At 74.8% G+C, this 25659-nt stretch carries 24 protein-coding genes and 1 tRNA gene; 18 read left to right on the top strand and 7 right to left on the bottom strand.

What is annotated here, in order from left to right; genetic code table 11:
- Positions 1 to 230: 230 nt before the first annotated feature.
- From kdpF to AB0J00_RS09915, 5 genes are all read left to right on the top strand, one after another.
- Positions 231 to 323, top strand: coding sequence for a K(+)-transporting ATPase subunit F (kdpF, locus tag AB0J00_RS09935; protein ID WP_357743593.1), 93 nt, complete (start codon positions 231 to 233; stop codon positions 321 to 323).
- Positions 323 to 1984, top strand: coding sequence for a potassium-transporting ATPase subunit KdpA (kdpA, locus tag AB0J00_RS09930; RefSeq protein WP_357743592.1), 1662 nt, complete (start codon positions 323 to 325; stop codon positions 1982 to 1984). Before kdpF ends, kdpA begins: the two co-directional genes overlap by 1 nt.
- A complete protein-coding gene (kdpB, locus tag AB0J00_RS09925; RefSeq protein WP_357743590.1) occupies positions 1981 to 4047 on the top strand; it encodes a potassium-transporting ATPase subunit KdpB in 2067 nt (688 codons plus the stop codon). The genes kdpA and kdpB overlap by 4 nt, the downstream gene beginning before the upstream one ends.
- A complete protein-coding gene (gene kdpC / locus AB0J00_RS09920) occupies positions 4047 to 4655 on the top strand; it encodes a potassium-transporting ATPase subunit KdpC (protein WP_357743588.1) in 609 nt (202 codons plus the stop codon). The genes kdpB and kdpC overlap by 1 nt, the downstream gene beginning before the upstream one ends.
- 97 nt (positions 4656 to 4752) lie before the next feature.
- Positions 4753 to 4825: transfer RNA gene (locus tag AB0J00_RS09915), tRNA-Ala, on the top strand.
- A gap of 61 nt (positions 4826 to 4886) precedes the next feature.
- Here AB0J00_RS09915 and AB0J00_RS09910 read toward each other — a convergent pair.
- Entirely contained in the window at positions 4887 to 6278 is a 1392-nt protein-coding gene (locus tag AB0J00_RS09910) for an RNB domain-containing ribonuclease (protein ID WP_357743587.1), read from the bottom strand.
- Between the two features lie 190 nt (positions 6279 to 6468).
- Between AB0J00_RS09910 and AB0J00_RS09905 the strand changes: the two genes are divergently transcribed.
- Positions 6469 to 6666: a hypothetical protein gene (locus AB0J00_RS09905; protein ID WP_357743585.1), complete on the top strand. Its 198-nt coding sequence runs from the start codon at positions 6469 to 6471 to the stop codon at positions 6664 to 6666.
- 30 nt (positions 6667 to 6696) lie between these two features.
- Here AB0J00_RS09905 and AB0J00_RS09900 read toward each other — a convergent pair whose 3' ends face one another.
- A complete protein-coding gene (locus AB0J00_RS09900) occupies positions 6697 to 7845 on the bottom strand; it encodes a DUF6596 domain-containing protein (RefSeq protein WP_357743583.1) in 1149 nt (382 codons plus the stop codon).
- Positions 7842 to 8249, bottom strand: a complete 408-nt coding sequence (locus tag AB0J00_RS09895) for a YciI family protein (protein ID WP_357743581.1) — start codon at positions 8247 to 8249, stop codon at positions 7842 to 7844. Before AB0J00_RS09895 ends, AB0J00_RS09900 begins: the two co-directional genes overlap by 4 nt.
- Positions 8250 to 8691: 442 nt before the next feature.
- Here AB0J00_RS09895 and AB0J00_RS09890 point away from each other — a divergent pair, with 442 nt between their 5' ends.
- Both AB0J00_RS09890 and AB0J00_RS09885 read left to right on the top strand, forming a co-directional pair.
- Entirely contained in the window at positions 8692 to 9876 is a 1185-nt protein-coding gene (locus AB0J00_RS09890; RefSeq protein ID WP_357743579.1) for a 4-hydroxybenzoate 3-monooxygenase, read from the top strand.
- Positions 9877 to 10085: 209 nt separating this feature from the next.
- Positions 10086 to 11288: a DUF222 domain-containing protein gene (locus tag AB0J00_RS09885; protein ID WP_357743577.1), complete on the top strand. Its 1203-nt coding sequence runs from the start codon at positions 10086 to 10088 to the stop codon at positions 11286 to 11288.
- Here AB0J00_RS09885 and AB0J00_RS09880 read toward each other — a convergent pair.
- From AB0J00_RS09880 to AB0J00_RS09870, 3 genes are all read right to left on the bottom strand, one after another.
- Positions 11278 to 12735 carry an HD domain-containing protein gene (locus AB0J00_RS09880; RefSeq protein ID WP_357743575.1) on the bottom strand — a complete coding sequence of 486 codons (1458 nt, stop codon included), beginning with the start codon at positions 12733 to 12735 and terminating at the stop codon, positions 11278 to 11280. The genes AB0J00_RS09885 and AB0J00_RS09880 overlap by 11 nt on opposite strands.
- A 23-nt stretch (positions 12736 to 12758) precedes the next feature.
- A complete protein-coding gene (locus tag AB0J00_RS09875; protein ID WP_357743573.1) occupies positions 12759 to 13625 on the bottom strand; it encodes a nucleotidyltransferase domain-containing protein in 867 nt (288 codons plus the stop codon).
- 97 nt (positions 13626 to 13722) lie between these two features.
- Positions 13723 to 14940 carry an ROK family transcriptional regulator gene (locus AB0J00_RS09870; protein WP_357743571.1) on the bottom strand — a complete coding sequence of 406 codons (1218 nt, stop codon included), beginning with the start codon at positions 14938 to 14940 and terminating at the stop codon, positions 13723 to 13725.
- 133 nt (positions 14941 to 15073) lie between these two features.
- On the opposite strand from AB0J00_RS09870, the gene AB0J00_RS09865 reads away from it, so the two are divergent.
- From AB0J00_RS09865 to nagB, 9 genes are all read left to right on the top strand, one after another.
- Positions 15074 to 15802, top strand: coding sequence for an amino acid ABC transporter ATP-binding protein (locus AB0J00_RS09865; RefSeq protein ID WP_357743781.1), 729 nt, complete (start codon positions 15074 to 15076; stop codon positions 15800 to 15802).
- A gap of 86 nt (positions 15803 to 15888) precedes the next feature.
- Positions 15889 to 16860, top strand: coding sequence for a glutamate ABC transporter substrate-binding protein (locus tag AB0J00_RS09860; protein WP_357743569.1), 972 nt, complete (start codon positions 15889 to 15891; stop codon positions 16858 to 16860).
- 66 nt (positions 16861 to 16926) lie between these two features.
- Positions 16927 to 17571 carry an amino acid ABC transporter permease gene (locus AB0J00_RS09855; RefSeq protein ID WP_357743567.1) on the top strand — a complete coding sequence of 215 codons (645 nt, stop codon included), beginning with the start codon at positions 16927 to 16929 and terminating at the stop codon, positions 17569 to 17571.
- Positions 17568 to 18434, top strand: a complete 867-nt coding sequence (locus AB0J00_RS09850; RefSeq protein WP_357743566.1) for an amino acid ABC transporter permease — start codon at positions 17568 to 17570, stop codon at positions 18432 to 18434. The genes AB0J00_RS09855 and AB0J00_RS09850 overlap by 4 nt, the downstream gene beginning before the upstream one ends.
- Positions 18427 to 19410 (top strand): asparaginase, encoded by a 984-nt coding sequence (locus tag AB0J00_RS09845; RefSeq protein WP_357743564.1) that lies wholly within the window; start codon positions 18427 to 18429, stop codon positions 19408 to 19410. The genes AB0J00_RS09850 and AB0J00_RS09845 overlap by 8 nt, the downstream gene beginning before the upstream one ends.
- Complete coding sequence (locus AB0J00_RS09840; RefSeq protein ID WP_357743562.1) at positions 19407 to 20111, top strand: copper homeostasis protein CutC; 705 nt, start codon at positions 19407 to 19409, stop codon at positions 20109 to 20111. Before AB0J00_RS09845 ends, AB0J00_RS09840 begins: the two co-directional genes overlap by 4 nt.
- A complete protein-coding gene (locus AB0J00_RS09835) occupies positions 20108 to 21091 on the top strand; it encodes an ROK family protein (RefSeq protein WP_357743560.1) in 984 nt (327 codons plus the stop codon). The genes AB0J00_RS09840 and AB0J00_RS09835 overlap by 4 nt, the downstream gene beginning before the upstream one ends.
- A complete protein-coding gene (locus tag AB0J00_RS09830; protein ID WP_357743558.1) occupies positions 21088 to 22194 on the top strand; it encodes an amidohydrolase family protein in 1107 nt (368 codons plus the stop codon). The genes AB0J00_RS09835 and AB0J00_RS09830 overlap by 4 nt, the downstream gene beginning before the upstream one ends.
- Before the next feature lie 70 nt (positions 22195 to 22264).
- Entirely contained in the window at positions 22265 to 23062 is a 798-nt protein-coding gene (gene nagB / locus AB0J00_RS09825) for a glucosamine-6-phosphate deaminase (protein WP_357743556.1), read from the top strand.
- A 12-nt stretch (positions 23063 to 23074) separates the two neighbouring features.
- Here nagB and AB0J00_RS09820 read toward each other — a convergent pair whose 3' ends face one another.
- Positions 23075 to 23971 (bottom strand): LysR family transcriptional regulator, encoded by an 897-nt coding sequence (locus tag AB0J00_RS09820; protein WP_357743554.1) that lies wholly within the window; start codon positions 23969 to 23971, stop codon positions 23075 to 23077.
- Between the two features lie 102 nt (positions 23972 to 24073).
- Here AB0J00_RS09820 and mdlC point away from each other — a divergent pair, with 102 nt between their 5' ends.
- Complete coding sequence (mdlC, locus tag AB0J00_RS09815; RefSeq protein ID WP_357743553.1) at positions 24074 to 25654, top strand: benzoylformate decarboxylase; 1581 nt, start codon at positions 24074 to 24076, stop codon at positions 25652 to 25654.
- Positions 25655 to 25659 lie beyond the last annotated feature (5 nt).

Below are 25659 nucleotides of genomic sequence, written 5' to 3'. Positions count from 1 at the left end.
CTCTGACGTCAACAGCGCGTCAAGGACGCCGCTGCGGCCGTCAAGAGCCCGTCAAGACGCCGCTCGCCGCGCTCCACCGCTCCTAGCGTCGCCGCCCGTGGAGGGACGACGACGGGTCGTCCACCCGACCGACAAGAGGGTGTGTACGACGTGACCGACGTGGTCTACGTGCTGCTGACGCTGGCGCTCTTCGGGCTGCTGGTCCTGGCCGTGAAGGGCGTGGAGCGGCTGTGAGCGGTGTCGAGCAGTGGACCGGTCTGGGGGTGGCCGCGGCGCTGGTGCTCTACTTGCTGGCGGCGCTGCTGTTCCCGGAGCGGTTCTGATGAGCGCGACGGCAGCCGGCTGGCTGCAGGTGGCGCTGCTGGTCGCGGCGCTGGCCGTCGTCCACAAGCCGCTGGGTGACTGGATGGCCCGGGTGTTCACCTCCACCCGGCACGGCCGGGTGGAGCAGCTGGTCCACCGCGCGGTCGGGGTGGACGCCGACGCCGAGCAGCGGTGGCCGGTCTACCTGCGCAGCGTGCTGGCGTTCTCGGTGGTCTCGGTGCTGTTCCTCTACCTGCTCCAGCGGGTGCAGCAGTGGCTCCCGCTGGACAACGGCATGCCGGCCGTCGGGTCCGGCTCGGCGTGGAACACCGCGGTCAGCTTCGTGACCAACACGAACTGGCAGGGCTACAGCGGTGAGTCGACGATGGGCCACCTCGTGCAGATGGCCGGGCTGGCGGTGCAGAACTTCGTCTCCGCGGCGGTCGGCCTCGCGGTGGCGGTCGCGCTGGTGCGCGGGTTCGCCCGCACCCGCACCGACCGGCTGGGCAACTTCTGGGTCGACATGACCCGCGCGGTCACCCGCATCCTGCTGCCGCTGGCCGTCGTGGGCGCGGTCGTGCTGGTGCTCGGCGGCGTGGTGCAGAACCTCTCCGCCGGCACCGACGCGCACACCCTGGCCGGCGCGACGCAGTTCCTGCCCGGTGGCCCGGTCGCCTCGCAGGAGGCCATCAAGGAGCTGGGCACCAACGGCGGCGGGTTCTACAACGCCAACTCGGCGCACCCGTTCGAGGGGCCGTCGGCGTGGATCTCGCTGTTCCAGGTCTTCCTGATCCTGGTGATCCCGTTCTCGCTGCCGCGCACCTTCGGCCGGATGGTCGGCGACCGCAGGCAGGGGTACGCGGTCCTCGGCGTGATGGGCGGGCTGGCCGCGGCGTCGGTGGCGCTGACCAGCTGGGCGCAGGCCCGGGCCGGGGGTGCCGCGCTGCAGCTGGCGGGTGCGGCGGCCGAGGGCCAGGAGGTGCGCTTCGGCGGGCCGCTGTCGGCGCTGTTCGGCTCGGCGACGACGCTCACCTCGACCGGCGCGGTCAACTCGATGCACGACAGCTTCACGCCCGCCGGCGGCCTGCTGACGCTGGTGGACATGATGCTGGGCGAGGTCGCGCCCGGCGGCGTCGGCTCCGGCCTCTACGGCATGCTGGTGCTCGCCGTCATCGCGGTGTTCGTCGCCGGGCTCATGGTCGGCCGCACGCCGGAGTACCTGGGCAAGAAGCTCGGACGGCGGGAGATGACGCTGGCCTCGCTGTACGTGCTGGCCACCCCCGCGGTGGTGCTGATCGGCACCGCGGTCGCGATGTCGGTCGACGCCGGGCGCAGCTCGATGCTCAACGACGGGCCGCACGGGTTGTCCGAGGTGCTGTACGCGTTCACCTCGGCGGCCAACAACAACGGTTCCGCGTTCGCGGGGCTGAGCGCGAACACCGACTTCTACGACGTGGCCCTGGGCCTGGCGATGGCGTTCGGCCGGTTCCTGCCGATCGTCGTCGTCCTCGCCCTGGCCGGCCGGCTCGCCGCGCAGGGCCGGACGCCGGCCACCGCCGGCACCCTGCCCACCCACCAGCCGCTGTTCGTCGGCCTGCTGAGTGCGGTGGTGCTGGTCGTCGTGGGTCTCACGTACTTCCCCGTCCTGTCTCTCGGCCCCCTCGCAGAAGGACTGTCATGAACCCCGCACTGGACGACAGGGCGCTCGACCGCCCCGTCTCCACCCCTCCGGAGCGCCGGCCGCAGCAGCGGCCGACGATCGAGTGGGGGCCGGCGCTGGCCGGCGCCGTCCGCAAGCTCGACCCACGCGGCCTGGTCCGCCAGCCGGTGGTCTTCGTCGTCTGGGTCGGCTCGGTGTTCTCCACCGTGCTCGCCGTCGTCCACCCGTCGGTGTTCAGCTGGCTGATCACCGCCTGGCTGTGGCTGACCGTGCTGTTCGCCAACGTCGCCGAGGCCGTGGCCGAGGGGCGGGGCAAGGCGCAGGCCGACACGCTCCGCCGGGCGCGGCAGACCACCGTCGCGGTGCTGCTCGACGGTTCCGAGAAGGCCGCGGCCGACCTGCGCCCCGGCGACCGGGTCGTGGTCGTCGCCGGCCAGGTGGTCCCGGGGGACGGCGACGTCGTCGAGGGCATCGCCAGCGTCGACGAGTCGGCGATCACCGGGGAGTCGGCGCCGGTGATCCGGGAGTCCGGCGGCGACCGCTCGGCGGTCACCGGCGGCACGACGGTGCTCAGCGACCGGATCGTCGTGCAGATCACCAGCAAGCCGGGAGAGACGTTCGTCGACCGGATGATCGCGCTGGTCGAGGGCGCCGCACGGCAGCGGACGCCGAACGAGATCGCGCTGAACATCCTGCTCAGCTCGCTGACGATCGTGTTCCTGCTGGCGGTCGTGACGCTGCAGCCGCTGGCGGTGTACTCGGGTGCCGAGCAGTCGGTGACCGTGCTGATCGCGCTGGTCGTCTGCCTGATCCCGACCACGATCGGGGCGCTGCTGTCGGCCATCGGCATCGCCGGCATGGACCGGCTGGTGCAGCGCAACGTGCTGGCGATGAGCGGCCGCGCGGTCGAGGCCGCCGGCGACGTCAACACGCTGCTGCTGGACAAGACCGGCACGGTCACGCTCGGCAACCGGCAGGCCGCGGAGTTCATCGCCGTCGGCGGGCTGCCGGACGCCGAGGTCGCCGACGCCGCGCAGCTGGCCTCGCTGGCCGACGAGACGCCGGAGGGGCGCAGCGTCGTCGTCCTGGCCAAGGAGCGGTACGGGCTGCGCGGCCGGGAGCTCGAGTCGGCGGTGTTCGTGCCGTTCACGGCGCAGACCCGGATGAGCGGCGTCGACCTGCCCGGCGGGCGCCAGCTGCGCAAGGGCGCCGCGGGTGCGGTGCTGGCGTGGGTGCGGTCGCTGGACGGGCCGGTGCCCCCAGAGGTCGGCGACGTCGTCGACGGCATCTCCGCGTCCGGGGGAACGCCCCTGCTGCTCGCCGAGTCGGTGGGGGAGCGGGCCCGGGTGCTGGGTGTCATCCACCTCAAGGACGTCGTCAAGTCGGGCATGCGCGAGCGGTTCGAGGAGCTGCGGCGGATGGGGATCCGCACGGTGATGATCACCGGCGACAACGAGCGGACCGCCCGGGCGATCGCCGCCGAGGCCGGCATCGACGACGTGCTGGCCGAGGCGACGCCGGAGGACAAGCTGGCGCTGATCCAGCGGGAGCAGGAGGGCGGCCGGCTGGTCGCGATGACCGGGGACGGCACCAACGACGCCCCGGCGCTCGCCCAGGCCGACGTCGGCGTCGCGATGAACACCGGGACGTCGGCGGCGAAGGAGGCCGGCAACATGGTCGACCTCGACTCCGACCCGACGAAGCTGATCGAGATCGTGGAGATCGGCAAGCAGCTGCTCATCACCCGCGGGTCGCTGACGACGTTCTCCATCGCGAACGACCTGGCGAAGTACTTCGCGATCCTGCCCGCGATGTTCGCCGGGGTCTTCCCGGGTCTGGACGCGCTGAACGTGATGCGGCTGCACTCGCCGGAGTCGGCGATCCTCTCGGCCGTCGTGTTCAACGCGCTGATCATCGTGGCGCTGGTGCCGCTGGCGCTGCGCGGCGTCACGTACCGGCCGTCCTCGGCGTCGGCGATGTTGCGCCGCAACCTGCTGGTCTACGGCGTCGGCGGCGTGGTGCTGCCGTTCGTCGGGATCAAGCTCATCGACCTGCTGGTCTCCCTCCTCCCCGGGATCGCGTGATGTCCGCTCTCCGTTCCGGCCGCCAGCTGGTGGCCGCCGTCCGTGCCCTGCTCGTCGCGACCGTCGTGCTGGGTGTCGGCTACCCGTTGGCGATCACCGGTCTGGCGCAGGTCGTCGCCCCTGATCGGGCGGACGGGTCGCTGATCAGCCGGGACGGGCAGGTGGTCGGGTCGTCGCTGATCGGCCAGTCGTTCACCACCCCGGACGGCGACCCGCTGCCGCAGTGGTTCCAGTCGCGACCCTCGACGTCGTCGTACGACGGGGCGGCGTCCGGTGGCTCGAACCTGGGGCCGAACTCGCCGGAGCTGCTCGACGCGGTGCGGCAGCGGCGGCAGCAGGTGGCCGACCTCAACGGCGTGCCGCTCGCGGACGTGCCGGCCGACGCGGTGACGGCGTCGGGGTCGGGGCTGGACCCGGGGATCTCGCCGGCGTACGCGGCGCTCCAGGTGCACCGGGTGGCGGCCGAGTGGGGCCTGCCCGAGGCGGACGTCGAGCGGCTGGTGGCCGACGCGACGCACGGCCGCGACCTGGGCTTCATCGGGGCGCCGTGGGTGGACGTCGTGACGCTCAACCTGGCCCTCGACCAGCGGTTCGGCGCGGGCCGGTGACGACACGGCACCCGGTGGGGGACCCCCTCACCGGGTGCCGTCCCGGGGGATGTATTGTTCTCAACGGCTCGGACACACCAGACCGGGTCGGCACCAAGGGGCTGTGGCGCAGCTGGTAGCGCACCACACTGGCAGTGTGGGGGTCAGGGGTTCGAGTCCCCTCAGCTCCACCCCGATCGACCAGGCCGTCCTCCACCCGGAGGGCGGCCTGACTCGTTCCGAAGGGGCGGTTCAGACCGCGGCCGCCGTGAACCGCACCGTGCGGGTGGCCGGGTCGGCGACGGTCAACCGCACCCGGACCCGCTCGCCCGGGGGCAGCGCGACGTCGCAGCGCGCCTGCACGGCCAGGTCGCTGAGCACCACGGTGCACCGGTGCTCCTCCGCGTCGAGCACGACGGCGTCGAACACCTCACCGACCCGGCCGGCCAGCACGGTGGCCTCGACCAGGTCGACGACGGCGCGCTCGACGTCCCGCGTGCGCCGGTCCGACGCCGCCATCAGGCCGGGGAGGTCCGGCAGCGCGGCCCGCAGCTCCGGCGCCGGCTCCGCGCCGGCGGCGAGGGCGAGGCAGACCTCGGTGCCGAACCGGTCGACCAGCCGGCGCAGCGGCGCGGTCACGTGCGCGTACGGCGCCCCGACCCCGCCGTGCCCGGTCTCGGCGGGTGGCCGGCCGTCGAAGGCGGTGTACGCCGCGCCGCGCAGCAGCGACGCGGCTGCGTCCAGGAAGGCGGCGTGCCGGGGCTGTGCCGGGTCCAACGTGGCGATCACGTCGCCGGGGCCCGCACCGTCCGGCCAGTCCACCCCGAGGCCGGGGGCCAGCCGGCGGAGTGCGGCGACCGCGGCCGGGTCGGCCGGCGGCAGCGTGCGCAAGATCCCGACCCCACCGTCGAGCATCAGCCCGGCCGCGCACCGCCCGGTGAGCAACGAGATCTGCGCGTTCCACCCCTCGACGTCGGACTGGCCGCGGAAGACCACCGCCCACCCGCCGTCGGGCCCGGGCTCCACCTCCTGCGACGGCGTGCCCAGCTCGATCGCGCCGCGGTCACGGGCGCGGGCCTGCAGCAGCCGGCCGATCTCGGGCAGCAGCGCCAGCTCCCGCGGCACCTGCGCCCCCACCGACCCGTAGTCCAGCTGGGCGCGGCTCCGGACCCGGGCCCGGCGCAGGTCGACGGCGGTCACCTCGCCGTCGGCGTCCAGGTCGATGGTCCACAGCGCCGCCGGCCGGAGCTGGCCGGGCAGCAGGCTGGCCGCTCCCTCGGACAGCTGCGGCGGGTGCAGCGGCGTCCGCCCGTCCGGGCAGTAGACGGTCTGGCCGCGGCGGCGGGCCTCGGCGTCGATCGCGCTGCCCAGCGGCACGTAGGCGCCGACGTCGGCGATCGCGTAGGACACCTGGTAGCCGCCTGCGGTGCGCGCCAGGTGGACGGCCTGGTCCAGGTCGCGGGCGCCGGGTGGGTCGATCGTCACCAGGGGCAGGTCGGTCCGGTCCAGCTCGGGGAGCGGCGGGTCGGCGGCGACCCGGTCGGCCTCGGCGAGCACCTCCGGCGGGAACTCCTCCGGAACGCCCGCCTCCGCCCGGATCGCGGCGAAGTCGAGCGGTCCGGACACCGTCAGCACGCGAGCCACGCCGCCACCCTGGCACGACGCAGGGGGGACCGCCGGTCGGTCCGGCCCGGCCGGGCGGCTGCCGGGACGCCGTCGACACCGGCACCAGCACCGGCACCGGCACCGGCATCGGCCGCCGGACCGCTGACGCGAGCACCGCTGCGCGTGCAGTCTGGTCCGGTCCGCGCTGGCCCCCGAGATCGGAGCCGTCATGAGCTACCTGTCCGAGCAGCAGGTCACCCGCCGGCACGTCGAGGAGCTGCTGCCGCTGTTGCGCCTCACGCCGGCGCAGGAGCGGCAGCTGCTCGCGCTGCCGTTCCCGGTGCCGTTCGAGGAGGCCGCCCTGGCCTTCCAGAGGGTCGGCATCGACGTGGACCTCCTCACCGACCGCATGGGCGGCAACCCCTGATCGTGCGGGCCCCGGGCCTGGCCCGGTGCCTCAGCGGCAGTTGAGCCGGGCGGCCTGCCGGGTGAGGTGGTCGCGCTCGGCGGTGTTGGGTGCCTGGGCGGCCGCCGCGACGTAGAGCCGCGCGGCCGCGGCCAGGTCGCCGTCCTTCTCCCGCAGGTGCGCCTCGACCGCCGTGCGGCGGGGGACCGACGCGTCCACCTCCGCCAGCGCCGCCAGGCCGGCCCGCGCACCGTCGGCCTCGCCGACGGCGACCGCGCGGTTGAGCCGCACCACGGGGCTGCCGGTCAGCCGCAGCAGCTCGTCGTACCACTCGACGATCTGCACCCAGTCGGTCTCCGCGGCGGTCCGGGCGTCGGCGTGCAGCGCCGCGATCGCCGCCTGCGCCTGGAACTCGCCCAGCCGGTCGCGTGACAGCGCGCGCTGCAGGACGTCGACGCCCTCGCTGATCAGAGCGGTGTCCCACCGGGCGCGGTCCTGCTCGGCGAGCGGCACCAGGCTGCCGTCGTCCGCCGTCCGTGCCGCGCGGCGGGCGGAGTGCAGCAGCATCAGCGCCAGCAGCCCGGCCACCTCCGGGTGGTCGACGGCCGCCGCGAGCTGCCGGGTCAGCCGTACCGCCTCGGCCGCCAGGTCGACGTCGCCGGAGTACCCCTCGTTGAAGACCAGGTACAGCACCCGCAGCACGGTCGCGACGTCGCCGGGGGAGTCGAACCGGACGCCGGCGAGGGTGCGCTTGGCCCGGCTGATCCGCTGCGCCATCGTCGCCTCGGGCACCAGGTGGGCGGCCGCGATCTGCCGGGTGGTCAGCCCGCCGACCGCCCGCAGCGTGAGCGCCACCGCCGACGCCGGCGTCAACGACGGGTGCGCGCACAGGAAGTACAGGTGCAGTGTGTCGTCGGCCGACGGCGCCGGCCCGGGCGGCGGCTCCTCGTCGACCACCTCCTCGCGCCGGCGGCGGGCGGCGTCGGACCGGGTCGCGTCCAGGAACCGGCGCCACGCCACGGTCACCAGCCAGCCCTTCGGGTCCCTCGGCGGATCGGCCGGCCAGCTGCGCAGCGCCTCGACCAGGGCGTCCTGGACGGCGTCCTCGGCCGCCGCGAAGTCGGCTCCGCGGCGGACGAGGACGCCGAGCACCCCGGGCACGAGGCTGCGCACCAGGACGTCGTCCACGGGAGAGCTCACTCCGTGACGGTGGGCGGGGCGCCCATGACCTGCCGCAGCTCCAGCCACTCGCGGATCGGCCGACCGTCGGGTCCGGGCGCCGCGGACAGCTCGCCGGCCAGCTCGATCGCGCGCTCCTGGCTGTCGACGTCGACCAGCATCCAGCCGGCGATGAGGTCCTTGGTCTCGGCGAACGGACCGTCGGTGACCGGCGGCCGGCCCTCCCCGTCGAACCGGACCCACAGGCCGTCGGGGGAGAGCCCCTCGGCGCCCACGAACTCGCCGGTCCCGGTCAGCTTCGCGGCGAAGTCCTGCATGTACCGGATGTGCGCCGACACCTCCTCCGGCGTCCACTGGTCCATCGGCGCGCAGTCCAGCGACTTCTCCGTGCTGCGGTAGTGCTTGAGCATCAGGTACTTGGCCATCGTGTCGTCTCCTCGGTGGGGTGCGGCCCATCGTGGCCGCGGACACCCCAGGGACGGAACCGGCTCGCGGTTCTCGACATCGCCGGCCCGGGCCGGGCGTTCCGCCGTCCGGAATGCCGCTCGCGGCTCCCCGTCCCGGCCTCGATGATCAACGGCATGCCCGCCCGCCACGACGCAGGAGCCCGCCACATCGCGGGCCCCGTCATGGCGTGCCGGCCGGCCGCGGTACCGGTACCCGGGGCGTACGGCGCTGCCGTACGCCCGGTGGCGTCCCGCCGCTGAGTCCCCGGGTCCGCTGACGGACCCGGAGCGGAGCCCTCTCGCGGCTCCCGAGGAGCAGTGCTCCTCCCTCCCGTGCGGACCCAGGTCCGCCGTTCCCTCCCCATCGCCGGCGCGCCTGCGCCCGCGGTGCCGTCGGCACGTCCTCCCGAGGAGATCAGTCATGCGTACCCAGGTCGCGATCATCGGCGCCGGCCCCGCCGGCCTCATGCTGTCCCACCTGCTCCACCTGCGCGGCATCGACTCCGTCGTGCTCGACCTGCGCACCCGCCAGGAGATCGAGGCGACGATCAAGGCCGGCGTGCTCGAGCAGCCGACGGTCGACCTGCTCCGGCAGACCGGCCTGGGGGAACGGCTGGCCCGGGAGGGGGCGCCGCACGACCGGATCAACTTCGCGTTCGGCGGCGCGCTGCGCCAGATCGACATGGCCGAGCTCACTGGTGGCCGCACGGTGACCGTCTACGCGCAGCACGAGGTGCTCAAGGACCTCATCGCCCGACGGCTCGCCGACGGCGGGGACCTGCGCCTCGGCATCACCGGCACCACGGTCGAGGACGTCGAGAGCGACCGGCCCGTGGTCGGGTTCACCGAGGCCGGGCGCCGGGTGCGGCTGGAGTGCGACGTCGTCGTCGGCTGCGACGGCTCGCGGACGACCACCCGCTGGTGCATCCCCGAGGGCAGCGTGCGGGCCGACTACTTCCGGCAGTACCCGTTCGCCTGGTTCGGCATCCTGGCGGAGGCGCCCGCGGCGGCCGAGGGGCTGGTCTACGCGCGGTCCGAGCGCGGGTTCGCGCTCATCTCCACCCGGTCGCCGAGCGTGCAGCGGCTCTACTTCCAGTGCGACCCCACGACGTCGGTCGACGACTGGCCCGACGACCGGATCTGGGAGGAGCTGCAGGCCCGGGTCACCGAGGCGGGCATCGAGGTGCCCACCGGGCGGATCTTCCAGAAGGACGTCCTGCAGTTCCGCAGCTTCGTCTGCGAGCCGATGCAGCACGGGCGGCTGTTCCTGGCCGGGGACGCCGCGCACACCGTGCCGCCCACCGGCGCGAAGGGCCTCAACCTCGCCATGGCCGACGTCTACGTCCTCGACCGGGCGCTGGGCGCCTTCCTCATCGACCGCGACCCCCGCCTGGTCGAGTCGTACACGGCCACCGCGCTCGGGCGGGTGTGGCGGGCCCAGCACTTCTCCTGGTGGATGACCTCGATGCTGCACCGGTTCTCCGACGTCCCGGACTTCGACCTCCGCCGGCAGGCGGCCGAGCTGGAGATGGTCGTCAGCTCGCCCGCCGCGGCCCGCATGCTGGCGGAGAACTACGCAGGGCTACCGCTGGAGACGGCGTGCTGAGCCGTGGCGGCGGTTCGTCGAGTGGGCAGTTGTGGTCGCCCGTGGCGGCGCGTCTGCCCGTGTCGCCGACGGCAACTGCCCACTCGACGCTGTCTGCACGGTTTCCGCCACCACCCACTGATCGGCCTGTTGACCTGGGGATTCACCTGGTCGGGGTGGTCGTCGTCCGGTAGACTTCGCACACACGTTCGAAGCGGTCGGGAGGTGTCGTGAGCGGATTGCAGTCGGCGCTCGACGAGCTCGCGGCCGAGGACGTCGAGGCATTGACCGACGCGCAGTCCCTGGACTCGGTGGGGGAGTTGATCGCGGCGCGGAACCGGTTGGACGCGCAGATCGCCCGCCGGGTGCGCCACGCCGAGTGCATCCAGGCGCCGGAGCGGGATGGGCTGACGTCGATGCGGTCGTGGCTGGTCGGGCACCAGCGGGTGTGGGCGAACGACGCGTCGAAGGTGGTGCGGGCCGGGCGCACGCTGCCGTCCTTCCCGCTGGTCGCAGCGGGCTTTGCGGCGGGTGAGATCACGGCGGCGCAGGTGGACGTGATCGCCGAGGCGGTCGGCCCGAAGGAGATCGCCGCTGCCGCGGCGCAGGGCATCGACCTGGCCGCCTTCGACGAAGACTGGGCGCGGGTGGCTCGGGAGTCCTCCCATGACGCGCTGAAGGTCGCGGTGCAGGCGTTCGAGGCTGCGTTGGACCCGGACGGGCCGGAGCCTGATCCGACCGAGGCGCGGTCGTTGCGGATCGTCAAGCACGCCGATGGCAGCACGACCGGCCGGTGGGACCTGGACGCGGTGGCCAGCGAGAAGGTGCAGGCTGCGATCGAGTCGCAGGTGCAGGCCGACCGCCCGAAGGGTGACACCCGCACCCGCGTGCAGCAGCAGGCCGATGCGCTGGTGCAGATCGCCGACAACCAGCTCGCGTCGGGTCAGTTGCCGGTGCTGCGTGGGGAGAAGCCGCACGTCGTCGTCCAGGTGCAGTTGGAGGACCTGATCGATTCGTCGACCGGCGCCCAGACGGCGACCATGGGTTTCGGGGCGCAGGTCTCGGCAGCCCGGGCCCGCTGGCTGGCCTGCGATGCGGTGGTCTCCCGGGTGGTGATGGGCCCGGACGGCACCCCGTTGGACTACGGGCGCAAGCACCGGATCGTCCCGGCGGGCTTGCGGAGAGCCGTCGTCGCCCGGGACAAGAACTGCGTGTTCGCCGGCTGCGGGGCACCGCACTGGTGGGCCGATGTCCACCACCTCGTGCACTGGATCAACGGCGGCGAGACGTCACTGGCCAACAGCGCACTGTTGTGCGAACGGCACCACACCAAGGTCCACCACGGCTTCCGGGTCGAGCGAGATCCCGGCGGCCGATGGCACACCTACCGCCCCGACGACACCGAGATCCTCATCGGACCGCTCATCCAGTAGGTGCGCCGCCGGGCAGTGCCCGGTCGGTGGGCCCTTGCGCGAGCCATGCGTCCAGCCGCCCGTCGGCGGCAGCCATGGCCAGCCACTCCACCGCGCCGGCGTGGTCGGTGAAGGCACCGTCGTCCTGGGCGTCCAGAGCCGCGGTCATCACCGGCGCGTACTGCGGTCCGGGGGAGTGGCCGAGCGCCATGAGGTCCGTCCCGCGCAGCAGCAGCTTCCCGGGGCGCTCCGCGACCCCGACCTCCTCGGCCACCTCGGCCCAGCCGATCGTCGGGTTCGGCCCGGACCCCGCGCCCCGGCCGGCGTGGTCGCCGCCGCACACCAGCGACCACTCGCCGATCGTCGCTGGCGCCAGCCGCCGGGCGAGCCGGCGCACGACCGCGGCCCGCGGCCGCCCCTCGACCCCGGTGGCCACCATGTGCTCCCGCACGATCGGCGTGATGCGGGCGATCAGGCCCGGTGGCGCACCGATCCCGGACAGGAACTCCTCCGCCGGCGACACCCCGGCCCCGGCGTGCCCGTACGAGGTGATCCGCCCGTCCGCTCGCACCTGCGTGTGGGAGGCCTTGCCGACGTCGTGCACCAGTGCCCCGAGGACGACGACGGTGCGGTCGTCGCCGGTCATCCCTGCTGCGTCGGCGAGCCGGGCGGCGGCGTCGGCCGCCAGCCCGCTGTGGGTCAGGACGTCACCCTCGGGGTGCCAGCGCGGGTCCTGGGGAACGCCGGCCAGCCGCGCCAGCTGGGGGAAGTGGCCCAGCCACCCGGCGTCGTCCAGCGCGGCGAGCGCAGCGCCGACGTGCACCCCCTTCTCGCCGATCTTCCGCCACTCGCCCCACACCCGTTCGGTCGGGAGCTCGCGATACGCCGGCGCCAGCGACCGGCACAGCGCGGCGGTCTCCGGGGCGAACCGGAAGCCGAAGCGGGCCGCGAACTGCGCGCCGCGCAGCACCCGCAGCGGGTCCTCGGCGAACGCCGCGGTGGTGTGCCGCAGCACGCCGGCGCGCAGGTCGGCCAGCCCGCCGGAGAAGTCGAGGACCTCCTCCGCCACCGGGTCGTACATCAGCGCGTTGAGCGTGAAGTCGCGCCGCCCGGCCGCCACCCGCGGCGGCGTGGCCGGGTCGGCGACGACGGTGAAGCCGGTGTGCCCCGGCCCGCTCTTCACCTCGGTCCGCGGCAGGGAGACGTCGAAGTCCTCCCCGCCGCGACGCAGCTTGAGCACGGCGAACGCCCGGCCGACCTCGTCGACCTGACCGACCGCCGACAGCGACTCGACGAGCGGGTCGAGGGCGAGGCCGAAGACCTCGACGTCGACGTCCTTCGGCCGCCGTCCCGGGTGCAGGAGTGCGTCACGGACGCTCCCGCCGACCAGGTACGGCCGGCCACCGGCCGCCCGGACGGCGTCGAGCAGGGCGCGGGCCGTCGCGCTCAGGTCGACCAGCCCGGGCACGCGCTGCCGCACCGGGGCGCCGGTCACTCCGATGCCGCCCAGAACCGGGTGTACGACCGGTGCAGCCAGCCGTCGATCCAAGCCCGGTCCGGCTCCGGCGGCAGCGGCTCGGTGGCGGCCAGCGCCGTGAGCTGCACGTCCAGGTCGTCGTACCAGGCCAGGACGTCCGCCAGCGACCACAGCCCCTGCCGCACCTCCCGCAGCGCGGTCAGGTGCGGCTCGGGCACCGGCAGGGTGATCCGCCCGGTGGTCAGGTACTCGATGCCCTGCAGGCCCAGCCGCAGCGCGTGCATCGCGTACTTGCAGTCGTAGCCGAACTCCGCCACCAGCTCGGGGCGGTTGGTGCGCCCGCGCTCCCCGGAGATGCCCGACCGCTGCTTGGCCATGTAGCCGCGGAACCGCTGGGCGGCGTGCATCGAGGCGAACGCGGCCGCGCCGTCGCGCAGCTCCCGGCCGGCGTCGGTGACCGTCACGACCTCCGACTCCGGGACGAACAGCGGGAGCAGCACCGTCGGGTTGCCGGACGCTGCCAGCTGCGCGAACTTCCGGGCCGAGTAGACGATCACATCCAGGTCGCCGGCACCGCTGCGGTTGGCCAGGCCGCCGTCCCGCTGCCACGCGGTGTGGTACTCCCACTGCTCGAACGGCACGGTCGCGCCGCTCGCCCCGGCTGGGTTGGGTACCCGCGCGATGCCCGTGACGCACGCCGGCGGCTCCAGGCAGACGCCCATCTCGTCCCGGTCGTCGGTGCCGTTCACCGCGGTGCCGTGCACGCCGGACCCGACCTGCACGCGCAGGACCGTGCCGGCCTCGGCGATGGCCCGCGCCTGCCGCGAGGAGTGCGGGTGCGCCTCCACGTAGTCCGCGGTGGGCAGGTCGGTGGTGCTCATGTCCGGGACTCCCCAGCCAGGCGGGCACGGAGCTGCCCGGTCGTCGGGCCAGGGTGCCTGGTCGACGCTCTGCCGGCCAGCGACTTCCCGCAGGCGGTCAGCGGGCGGCGGCCAGGGGCTGCGGCCCGACACCGAGCGCGGAGTTCACCCGGCTCGGGTCGAACAGGTGCTCCAGCATGAGGTGCGCGCCACCGGTCACGCCGGCCAGCGGGCCGGTGCTCGTCACGGCGACGCGCAGGTCGTCGGTCGCCAGCGGCAGGCAGCGCTCGTACAGCACCGCGCGCAGGCTCGAGACGTAGGGCTCGGCCTGGCTCAGCCGCCCGCCCAGCACCAGCGTGTCCGGGTTGAAGAAGTTCACGACGCTGGCCAGCACCTCACCGGTGGCCCGGCCGGCGTCGCGCAGCATCCGCGCGGACACCGGCTCGGCGTCCGACGCCAGCGCCAGGACGTCGGCGGTGTCGTGCACCGGCAGCCCCGCCGCGGCCAGGTCGCGGGCCAGGGCCGAGCCGCTGGCCACGGCGTCCAGGCAACCGATGCGCCCGCACGAGCACGGCACGTCCGAGGCCCCGTGCACCGCCACGTGGCTGATGTCCCCGGCTGCGCCCCGCGCCCCGCGGTGCAGGTGGCCGTCGATCACCACCCCGCAGCCGATCCCGGAGCCCGCCTTGAGGAACACCAGGTGGCCGCCCGGGTCGGTCATCGAGGCGTGCTCGCCGACCGCCATCAGGTTCGCGTCGTTCTCCACCAGCACCGGGACGTCGGTCAGCCGGCCCAGCAGCGCCCGGACGTCGACGCCGTTCCACCCGGGCATCCGGGCCGGCGTGACCACCCGGCCGGCCTGCGCGTCGACCGGGCCGGGCACCCCCACCGTCAGCCCGCGCAGCGGCGCCGGGGACCCGAGGCCGGCGAGCATCTCCGCCAGCTGCGCGTGCACCCAGCCCAGCACCGACTCGGGCCCGTCCTGCACCCGGATCGACGCGGACCGCTCCGCGAGCAGGTGACCGCCGAGGTCGAACAGCGCGAGGGCCGCGTGCGAGGCACCCAGGTCGGCCGCGGCGACCACGCCGCCACCGGTGCGCAGCCGGATCCGGCGCGGGCGCCGGCCACCCTGCGACTCACCGTCGCCGGCCTCCTCCAGGTACCCGGAGTCCAGCAGCGCCTGCACCCGCAGCGCGGCCGTGGAGGCCGAGATGCCGGTCAGCCGTGCGATCTCCGACCGGGACGACGACTGCGCGGACCGCACCAGCTGCAGCACAGCGCCCGGTGAGTCGGGGGAGACCAGGCCGGTGAGCCCCCCGGCGGTCACGGTCGTCACAGCGCCGTTTGTACCAGCTTGGTGAACTTTCGTCGAAGATCCGTTGACATACTTCGATCCCTGGACTTACCTCTCCACTCGTCGGAGTCAGTCGACGACGAGGTCGGTCAGCAAGGGAGCTGCAGTGACGGCGATGGTCCGGGTGTCGCAGGTGAACAAGCACTACGGCGACCTGCACGTGCTGCGGGACATCGACCTGGAGATCGCGCCCCGTGAGGTCGTCGTGGTCGTCGGCCCGTCGGGCTCCGGCAAGTCCACGCTCTGCCGCTGCCTCAACCGGCTCGAGACGATCGACTCCGGCCGGATCGAGATCGACGGTCAGCCACTGCCGGAGGAGGGCAGCGAGCTCGCCCGGCTGCGGTCCGAGGTCGGCATGGTCTTCCAGTCGTTCAACCTCTTCGGCCACCGCACGGTCCTCGACAACGTGATGCTCGCGCCGGTCGCCGTCCGCAAGGTGCCCAAGCAGGCAGCCCGGTCCCGCGCCATGGAGCTGCTCGACCGGGTCGGCCTGGCCGGCAAGGCCGACGCGCTGCCGGCGCAGCTGTCCGGTGGGCAGCAGCAGCGCGCGGCGATCGCCCGCTCGCTGGCCATGGAGCCGAAGGTGATGCTCTTCGACGAGCCGACCTCCGCGCTGGACCCCGAGCTGGTCAGCGGGGTGCTCGACGTGATGGCGGGCCTGGCCGCGGACGGGATGACGATGGTCGTCGTCACCCACGAGATGGGTTTCGCCCGGCGGGTCGCCGACCGGGTGGTCTTCATGGACGCCGGCGAGATCGTCGAGCAGTCGACGCCCGCCGAGTTCTTCGACGGCGCCCGCACCGAACGGGCGCGCTCCTTCCTGTCCAAGGTCCTCGCGCACTGAACCCCGGGCGCGAGCACCTCGCGACCTCCTCCGCACCACCCCTGCACCACCGACGAGCCCGCTCCGGCGGGGAAGAAGGGACACCCATGTCGACAACCCGCTCCCGGTTGCGCCCCCGCGCACTCGTGGGTCTCACCGCCGGCGCCACCGCGCTGGCCCTGGTGCTCGCCGGGTGCGGCGGCGGCGACGACGACTCGTCGTCGTCCGCCGTGCCGGGCGGCGCCTCCAGCTCCGGCTCGGGCGCGAGCACCGACGTGCTCGCCGACGCCCCGGTCGCGGAGGCCGCGGCGATCCTCCCCGGCTCGACCATGGAGCGGATCAAGGAGCGCGGCCAGCTGGTCGTGGCCGAGGCCCTGGACGCCCCGCTGCTGTCGCAGCAGGACCCCAGCAACCCCGACCAGGTCACCGGCTTCGACGCGGAGCTCGCGAAGGCGCTCGCCACGTACATCCTCGGCAAGCCCAGCGTGAAGATCGTGCCCCCGGCGACCGAGACGCGGGAGGCGCTGCTGGCCAACGGCACCGTCGACGTCGTCTTCAACACCTACACGATCACCCCCGAGCGGGCCGAGCAGGTCGACTTCGCCGGTCCGTACTTCTCCTCCGGCCTGGCCATCGCGGTGAAGACGGGCACCAAGGACATCAAGGGCGTCGAGGACCTCGACGGCAAGAAGGTGATCGTCGGCGCCAACACCCCGGCCGTCACCGCCGTGCCGGAGAAGGCGCCGAACGCCGAGGTCATCACCTTCGGCACCGACCCGCAGGCCGTGCAGGCGCTGACCCAGGGCCGCGGCGACGCCTACGTCCAGGACATCACGCTGCTGGCCAGCGACGCGCAGAGCAACAAGGACATCACCGTCGTCGGCAACCCCTTCACCTCCGAGCCCTACGGCATCGGCCTGAAGCACGGCGACAGCCAGATGAAGCAGTTCGTCAACGACTGGCTGAAGAAGATCCAGGCCGACGGCACCTGGGCCAAGATCTGGAAGAACTCGCTGGGCACCGTCGTCCAGGGCGACGCGCCGACCCCGCCGGAGATCGGCTCGGTCCCCGGCTCCTGACCCGTCCCGGCCCCGGCCCGGTCGACCGACCGGGCCGGGGCACCGCCCTGTGCTGAGGAATCGCCCGTGGAAGCCCTGCTCGACAACCTCGGCCCGCTGCTGGACGGCCTGCTGACCACGCTGTGGATCGCCGCCGTCTCCGGCGTCGGTGCCCTCGTGCTCGGCGTGCTCGTCGCCGCAGCCCGGGTCAGCCCGGTGCCGGTGCTGCGCGGCGTCGCCTTCGGCTACGTGCAGCTGTTCCTGAACGTGCCGCTGCTGGCGCTGCTGGTGCTGTTCGTCTTCGCGCTGCCCGACGTCGGCCTGATCATGCCGCTGGCCACCACGGTCGTGGTCGTGCTGATCGTGTACGAGGCCGCCTACGTCGCCGAGGCGGTGCGCAGCGGGGTCAACACCGTGCCGCTGGGCCAGGCCGAGGCCGCCCGCGCGCTCGGCCTCACGTTCCTCCAGACCCTGCGCCTGGTCGTGCTCCCGCAGGCGCTGCGCGCCGTGGTGCAGCCGCTGGGCAACGTGCTGATCGCGCTGGTGATGAACACCGCGCTCGCCGCAGCCGTCGGCGTCGTCGAGCTCACCTCGGCGGCCAACAAGGTGAACCTCGTCGAGGCCCAGCCCATCCCGATCTTCGCCGGAGCCGGAGTCCTGTACATGCTGCTCGCCCTGGTCATCGGCCTGCTCAGCGGCGTCGTCGAGCGCCGGGTGGCGATCGTCCGATGAGCCGCCGCACCCCGACCGCGAGCGTCCTCTACGACGCCCCTGGCCCGCGCACCCGTCGCCGGATCGCGATCGCATCGGCCGTCACCGTGCTGGTCGTCGTCCTCCTGGTCGTGCTCGCGCTGCGCGAGTTCGCCTCGCACGGCCAGCTGGACGCCGACCGCTGGCGGCCGTTCACCGGCTGGCCGATCTGGCGGTACCTGCTCGTCGGCCTCCGCGGCACGCTGGAGGCGGCCGCGCTCGTCGCCGTCATCTCCGCCGTCGCCGGCGTGCTGCTGGCGCTGGGCAGGCTCAGCCGCGTCCGGCTGATCCGCTGGCCGGCCACCGCCTACATCGAGGTGGCCCGGGCGCTCCCCGTCCTGCTCCTCATCTACGTCACGCTGTTCGGCCTGCCGCGCTACGGCATCGACCTGCCGCTGCTGTGGAAGCTCGTCGTCCCGCTGAGCGTGGCCAACTCCGCCGCGTTCGCCGAGATCTTCCGGGCCGGCATCCTCAGCCTGCCCCGCGGGCAGGACGAGGCCGCCCGCAGCCTGGGCATGACCGGGATGCAGTCGATGCGCCTGGTCGTGCTGCCGCAGGCCGTCCGCCGGGTCACGCCCTCGGTGGTGACCCAGCTGGTCAGCCTGCTCAAGGACACCTCGCTGGGCTACGTCGTCGCCTTCACCGAGCTGCTCTTCCGGGCGCAGGTGCTGGCTGCCTTCAACCACCTGCTGGTGCAGACCTTCCTGGTCGTGACCCTCATCTACCTGGTCTGCAACGGCCTGCTGTCCGCGCTGGCCAGCCGCCTGCAGGACGCCAGCCGGCGCCGCACCGCGCCGGCCCCCACCGACGTGAAGCTCACCGCCGCCGAGGAGATCCATGCCTGAGTCCCCGTTCGCCGAGCTCGCCGTGCTCGAGCGCAACGGCTTCCCCGAGAGCCGCCACCTGGGCACCCTGGTCGGCCTGGCCGCCGACGGCCGGGTCGCCCTGCGCCTCGGTGACCCGGACACCGCGGTGCTGCCGCGGTCGTCGACCAAGCCGTGGCAGGCGCTCGCCGTGCGCCGGTCCGGGCTGCGGCTGCCGGTGGAGGCCACCGCGCTGTCGGCCGGCAGCCACACCGGCGAGGACCGGCACGTCGCCGTCGTCCGCGAGGTGCTCGCCGGCGCCGGGCTCGACGAGTCGGCGCTGGGCTGCCCGGTCGACTGGCCGGAGGACGAGCCGACCCGCGAGCGGCTCATCCGGGCGGGGGAGCAGCGCAGCCGGGTGCGGATGAACTGCTCCGGCAAGCACGCCGCGATGCTCGCCGCCAGCGTGCACAACGGCTGGGACGTCGAGGGCTACCTCGACCCGCAGCACCCCCTGCAGCAGCTGGTCGCCGGCACGGTGGCCGAGGCCGCCGGCGGCCCGGTCACGGCGGTCGCCGTGGACGGCTGCGGCGCCCCCCTGTTCGGCACCACGGTGGCCGGCCTGGCCCGCGCCGGCCGCAGCATGGTGACCGCGCCCGAGGGCAGCGACGCCCGGGCCGTGGCCGACGCGATGCGCGCCGCCCCGGAGTTCGTGGGTGGGGCCGGCCACGTGAACACCGAGGTCATGCGGCTGCTGCCGGGTGTGCTGGCCAAGGGCGGCGCCGAGGGCGTGCTGGTCGCCGCGGCGGCCACCGGTCAGGCGGTCGCGATGAAGGTCGTCGACGGCTCACCCCGCGCGACGACGGTGCTCGCGCTCGCGGCGCTCGCCTTCCTGGGCGTCGACACCGCGCCGGCCGCAGCGCTCACCGAGGTGCCGGTGCTGGGCGGTGGCCGCCCCGTGGGCCGGCTGCGGCTGGGGGCCGACCTCGAGGCGGCGATCGCGGACGGCGCCGCGTGACGCTGGTCGAGATCTGCGTCGACGACGTCGCCGGCGCCCGCACCGCCGAGCGCGCCGGCGCCGACCGGGTCGAGCTGTGCGCCGACCTGCTCGAGGGCGGCATCACGCCCAGCGCCGGGATGGTCGAGCGCACCCTCGCGGAGGTGCGCCGGGTGGGCGTGCAGGTGCTGGTCCGGCCGCGCGGCGGGGACTTCGTCTACGACGCGGACGAGGTCGCGGTCATGCGCGCCGACATCCGCGCCGTCCGCGCCCTCGCCGAGGGCGCCGTGGTGCCGGTCGGCTTCGTGCTCAGCGCCCTCACCGTCGAGGACCGGGTCGACCGCGAGGTGCTCGCGGCGCTGGTCGACGAGTGCCGGGGCGCGCCCACGACCTTCAGCAAGGCCTTCGACCAGGTGCCCGACCGGCGGGCGGCGCTCGCCGATCTCGCCGACCTCGGCGTGCACCGGGTGCTCACCTCCGGCGGCGCCGCCACCGCGGCCGAGGGCGCGGACGAGCTGCGGGCCCTGGCCGCCGACGGCCGGGTCGCCGTGCTCGCCGGCGGGTCGGTGCGTTCGGCCAACGTCGCCGACCTGCTGCGCCGCACCGGCGTGCCGGAGGTGCACCTGCGGGCCCCCGGCCCGGCCGGCGGTCGCCCCCGGACGTCGCCCGACGAGGTGGCCGCGGTCCTCGACGCGGTGCGCGCCCAGGACGCCGCCGCGTGAGCGGCGTCGCGGCGCTGGCCCTCGACGTCGGCGGCACGACGGTCAAGGGCGCCGTGGTCGACGGCACCGGCCGGCCGGTGCACGAGCTGACCGCCGCCACCTTCCCGGCCGACGGCGCCCCCGTCGCCGAGGTCGCCGCCCGGGTGCTCACCGGTCTGGCCGACACCGCCGGGCACGCGGGCCTGCAGGTGCTCGGCGCGGGCGTGGTCACCCCGGGCACCGTCGACGACCTCACCGGCAGGGTGGGGTTCGCGGCCAACCTGGGCTGGCGCGACTTCGACCTGCGCGGGCACCTCCAGCAGCGGCTCGACGTCCCGGTCGCGGTCGGGCACGACGTCCGCGCCGCAGGCGCCGCCGAGGCGCTGCTCGGCGCCGCCCGGGGCGCCCGGGACCTCGCCTTCGTCGCGCTGGGCACCGGCATCGCCGCGGCGCTGTTCGCGGCCGGCGCGGTCGTCCCGGGTGCGGGCTCCTCCGCCGGGGAGATCGGGCACATGCCGGTGTACCCCGGCGGGCGGCGCTGCGCCTGCGGCCAGGTCGGCTGCCTCGAGATGTACGCCTCCGGCGCCGCGGTGGCCCGGCGGTACGCCCAGCTCGGCGGCCGGCCCGGCGGCACGGCGGAGGACGTGGTCGGGGCGCTCGACAGCGACCCGGCCGCCCGCCAGGCCTGGGACGAGGCCGTGCAGGCGCTCGCGCTCGCCTGCAGCACCCTGACCATGGCCCTCGACCCGGCCTTCATCGTGTTCGGCGGCGGCCTCGGCCGGGCGGGGGAGCGGCTGCTCGCCCCGCTGCGCCGGGAGCTGGCCGGCCTGCTGGCGTGGCGGGTCCCGCCGCCGCTGGCCGTCTCCGAGCTCGGCTCGGTGGCCGGCCGCGTCGGTGCCGCGATGCTCGCCTTCCGCAGCGCCGGGCAGGGCGCACTCGTCGAGCGGTGGACCACTGCCGACGTGCTCGGCGCGCCCGCGGGGCGCGCGCCGCAGCGATGACCGGCCCGGTGCTGCGCGGCCGCCTGGTCAGCGGCGGCCGGGTGGTCGACGACGGCCTGGTCGCCGTCGCCGGCGAGCAGATCGGCTACGCCGGCCCCGCGGCCGGGTGGGACGGCGAGCTGCCGCCCGTCGCGCCGGACCGGTTGCTGCTGCCCGGTCTGGTCGACGTGCACTGCCACGGCGGCGGCGGGGCGTCGTTCCCGGACGACGACCTGGCCGGGGTGGCGACGGCGATCGCCGCGCACCGCCGCCACGGGACGACGACGCTGGTGGCGAGCCTGGTGTCCGCGCCGGTGGACGTGCTGCGCACGCGGCTGGAGCTGCTGGCCCCGCTGGTGGCGGCGCGCGAGTTGGCCGGGGTGCACCTGGAGGGACCGTTCCTGTCCCCGGACCAGCGCGGCGCGCACGACCCGGGCGCCCTGCTGCCTGCCGATCCGGACCTGCTGCGGGAGCTGCTCACCGGAGCGCCCGGCACCGTGGTGTCGATGACCCTGGCGCCGGAGCTGCCGCGGGCCGGTGAGCTGGTGGAGGTGTTGCGGGCGCACGGGGTGCTGCCCAGCTTCGGGCACACCGACGCCGACGCGGCGACGGTGACGGCGGCCGTGGCGGCGGCGGGCCGGCCGCTGTCGGCCACGCACCTGTTCAACGCGATGGCGCCGTTCGCCTCCCGCGCGCCGGGCCCGGTGGCCGCGTGCCTGGCGGCGGCGGCCCGCCGGGAGCTGGTCGTGGAGCTGATCGCCGACGGCGTGCACCTCGCGCCGGAGACCGTCGCCGCGGTCTTCGACCTGGCCGGCGCGGACCAGGTCGCGCTGGTCACCGATGCGATGGCCGCCGCGGGCATGGCCGACGGGGACTACCAGCTGGGTGCGCTGCCGGTGCGGGTCGCCGGGGGCACGGCGCGGCTGGCCGGCCCGGACGGCGGCACCGGCGCGATCGCCGGCGGGACCGCCCGGCTCGTCGACGTCGTCCGGCGGACCGTGCGGCAGGCGGGCGTGCCGCTGGCCGACGCGGTCACCGCCGCCACGCGCACCCCCGCACGCCTGCTCGGCCTGGCTCCGCAGGTGGGCGAGCTGACCCCGGCGCCCGCGCCGACGTGCTGGTGACCGACCCCGACCTGGTGCCCGTCGCCGTGCTGCGCGGCGGCGCCTGGGTCGACCGAGAGGAGAGCTGACCGTGGAGGTCGTCCTGCTGCCCACGCCCGAGGACTGCGGGCGGGTGGTCGCCGACGCCGTGCAGGCCGCGCTGGCCGACGGCCGGCGGCGCACCGGCCGGGTGAACCTCGGGCTGGCCACGGGGTCGTCCCCGTTGCTCGCCTACCGGGAGCTGATCCGGCGCCACCGGGCGGAGGCGCTGTCGTTCGCCGGCGTCCAGGCGTTCCTGCTCGACGAGTACGTCGGCCTGCCCGCCGGGCACCCGGAGAGCTACCGCGAGGTCATCCGGCGGGAGCTCACCGACGCGGTCGGCATCGACGGCGAGCTGGTGCACGGCCCGGACGGCGCGGCACCGGACCCGCTGGCCGCGGCGCTGCGGTACGAGGACCAGCTGGTGGGCGCCGGGCCCATCGCGGTGCAGCTGCTGGGCATCGGGGCCAACGGGCACGTCGGCTTCAACGAGCCCGGCTCCTCGCTGGCCAGCCGCACCCGGGTGAAGACGCTCACCGAGCAGACCCGGCGCGACAACGCCCGCTTCTTCGGCGGCGACGTCGACGCGGTCCCGCGGCACGTCCTCACCCAGGGGCTGGGCACCATCCTGCGCGCCGAGCACCTGGTCCTCGTCGCGACCGGGGAGCACAAGGCCGCCGCGGTGGCCGCTGCGGTCGAGGGGCCGGTCGCCGCCGACTGCCCGGCGTCGGTGCTGCAGCTGCACCCGCACGTGACCGTCGTCCTGGACGACGCCGCGGGCAGCCGGCTCGAACGCGCCGACCACCACCGCTACGTGCTGGCGCACAAGCTCCCCGAGCAGGGCTGGTGACCGGGCCAGGTCTCAGCGGGTGAGGTGGCGGTGCAGGAAGTCGACCAGCCACCGCTGGGCCGGGGTGCGGGAGGCCTCGGGCCGGGCGTAGAGCGCGATCTCCAGCGGTTCCAGCGGGATGGGCAGGGCGAGCAGCCGCACCGGGTGGCTGGTGGTGAACACGTGCCCGACGAACGACGGCACGACCGCCACCAGGTCCGACCCGGTGACCAGGTAGGGCAGCACCGAGAACTTCGACACCTGCAGCGCCACCCGGTCGAGCAGCTCCAGCGTCTCCAGCGCCAGCTTCGGGCCGACGTGCCCGGTCCGGCTGTCGACCAGCACGTGCCGCTCGGCCCGCAGCTCCTCGACCGAGACCTCGTCCCGGGGCAGCCGCGGGTGCCCGGCGCCGACCATCGCCACGTAGCCCTCGGCGAACAGCGGGATCCGCCGCAGCTGGGGCGAGGACATGGTCGGCGTCGCGACGAACGCGTCGAGCTGCCCCCGCACCAGCTGCTCCGGTGACAGCACCAGGTCCAGCGGGCGCACGGTCAGCGACACCGACGGCGCCTCCGCCTGCAGCGGCCCGACCAGCCGGGGGAGCAGCGACGACTCGCCCAGGTCCGACAGCGCGATGGTGAACCGGGCCGAGGCGACGGCGGGGTCGAACGCCGACCCCGGGTCGACCGCGGCCGAGATGCCGGCCAGCGCGTCGCGCAGCGGCTCGTACAGCCGGTCGGCGACCACCGTCGGCTCCAGACCGCCCCGCCCGCGCCGGAACAGCTCGTCGTCGAACCGCCGGCGCAGCTTGGCCAGGCCGTAGCTCACCGTCGGCTGGCTGACGTGCACGGCCTCGGCGGTCGCAGTGACGCTGCGCGTCTCGTAGAGCAGCACGAACACCCGCACCAGGTTCAGGTCGAAGTCGGCCACATCGACAGTGTCTATGCGGCGAGCCGAAGACCATCGATTGGACCGGTGCCGGCCGGCTCCCTAGCGTGACCGGCGACACCATCCGCGACCAAGGGGGGACCAGTGCTGATCCGCCACGTGGCCCACGAGTTCCTGCGCCGCCAGGGGCTGACGACGATCTTCGGGAACCCCGGCTCCAACGAGCTGCCGTTCCTCGCCGAGCTGCCGGAGGACTTCCGCTACGTCCTCGGCCTGCACGAGGGCGCCGTGGTCGGCATGGCCGACGGGTACGCGCAGGTCACCGGCCGGCCGGTGCTGGTCAACCTGCACGCCGCCTCCGGCTCGGGCAACGCGATGGGCGCCGTCACCAACGCCGTCTACGCGCGCACCCCGCTGGTGCTCACCGCCGGCCAGCAGGTGCGCAGCGCGATCGGCCTGGAGGCGATGCTCTCCAACGTCGACGCCCCCGCGCTGATGAAGCCGCTCGTCGGCTGGGCGGGGGAGCCGGCCACCGCCGGCGACGTCCCCCGCGCGCTCGCCCAGGCCGTCTTCGAGGCGACGCTGCGCCGCCGGCCGAGCTACCTCTCCATCCCGTACGACGACTGGACGGTCGAGGCCGACGGCAACGCCGCCGCCGGCCTCGACCGCGAGGTCCAGCGCGCCGCGTTCCCCGACCCCGCGCAGCTGGACCGGCTGGTCGCCGAGGTGCAGGCCGCCCGCAACCCCCTGCTGGTGCTCGGCGGCGACCTCGACACCGACGGCCTGTTCGACGAGGCCACCGCGCTGGCCGAGCGGCTCGGCGCCCCGGCCTGGGCCGCGCCGAGCGTCTTCCGGCTCCCGATGCCCAACCGGCACCCGCTGTTCCGGGGGGTGCTGCCCGCCGGCATCGCGCCCATCGCCAAGGCCTTCTCCGGCCACGACCTGGTGCTGGTGCTCGGCGCCCCGGTGTTCCGGTACCACCAGCACGTGCCCGGCGACTTCCTCCCGGAGGGCACCCGCGTCGTCCAGGTCACCGACGACGCCGAGGCCGCCGCCCGCGCCCCCTTCGGCCGGGCGCTGGTCACCGACCCGGGCACGGTGGTGCGCGCGCTGCTCAAGGCGCTGCCGGAGCCACCCGAGCGGACCTGGGAGTTCACCACCCCGGCCGCCCCCAAGACCGCGACGGAGCCCGGGCTGCTGCACCCGGAGCAGGTGTTCGCCGCACTCCGCGACACCCAGCCCGCCGACACCCGGTACGTCGTCGAGTCGACGTCGACCAACAGCTCCTGGTGGCGGCAGATCGACCTCCGCCACGGCGGCTCCTACCTCTTCCCGGCGTCCGGCGGGCTCGGCTACGGGCTGCCCGCCGCGGTCGGCGCGGCCCTGGGTGAGCCCGGCCGCAACGTCGTCGGCGTCATCGGCGACGGCTCGGCCAACTACGGGATCACCGGTCTCTGGACGGCGGCCCAGCACGGGCTGCCGGTCACCTTCGTGCTGCTGCGCAACGGCACCTACGGGGCGTTGCAGTGGTTCGCCGACGTGCTGGGCACCCCGGACGCGCCGGGCACCACGATCCCCGGCATGGACTTCACGAAGATCGCCGAGGGGTACGGGGTCACCGGCGTCCAGGCGACCGGCGTGGACCACCTGCGCGCGGTGCTCGCCGAGCCGGCCGACGGCCCGCGGCTGGTCCAGGTCGACACCGAGACCACCTCCCCGTCCTGACCGAG

Source organism: Modestobacter sp. NPDC049651 (genome assembly GCF_040659695.1).
In the GTDB taxonomy this organism is placed as follows: Bacteria; Actinomycetota; Actinomycetes; order Mycobacteriales; family Geodermatophilaceae; genus Modestobacter.
This window is presented reverse-complemented; position numbering and strand designations above follow the sequence as displayed.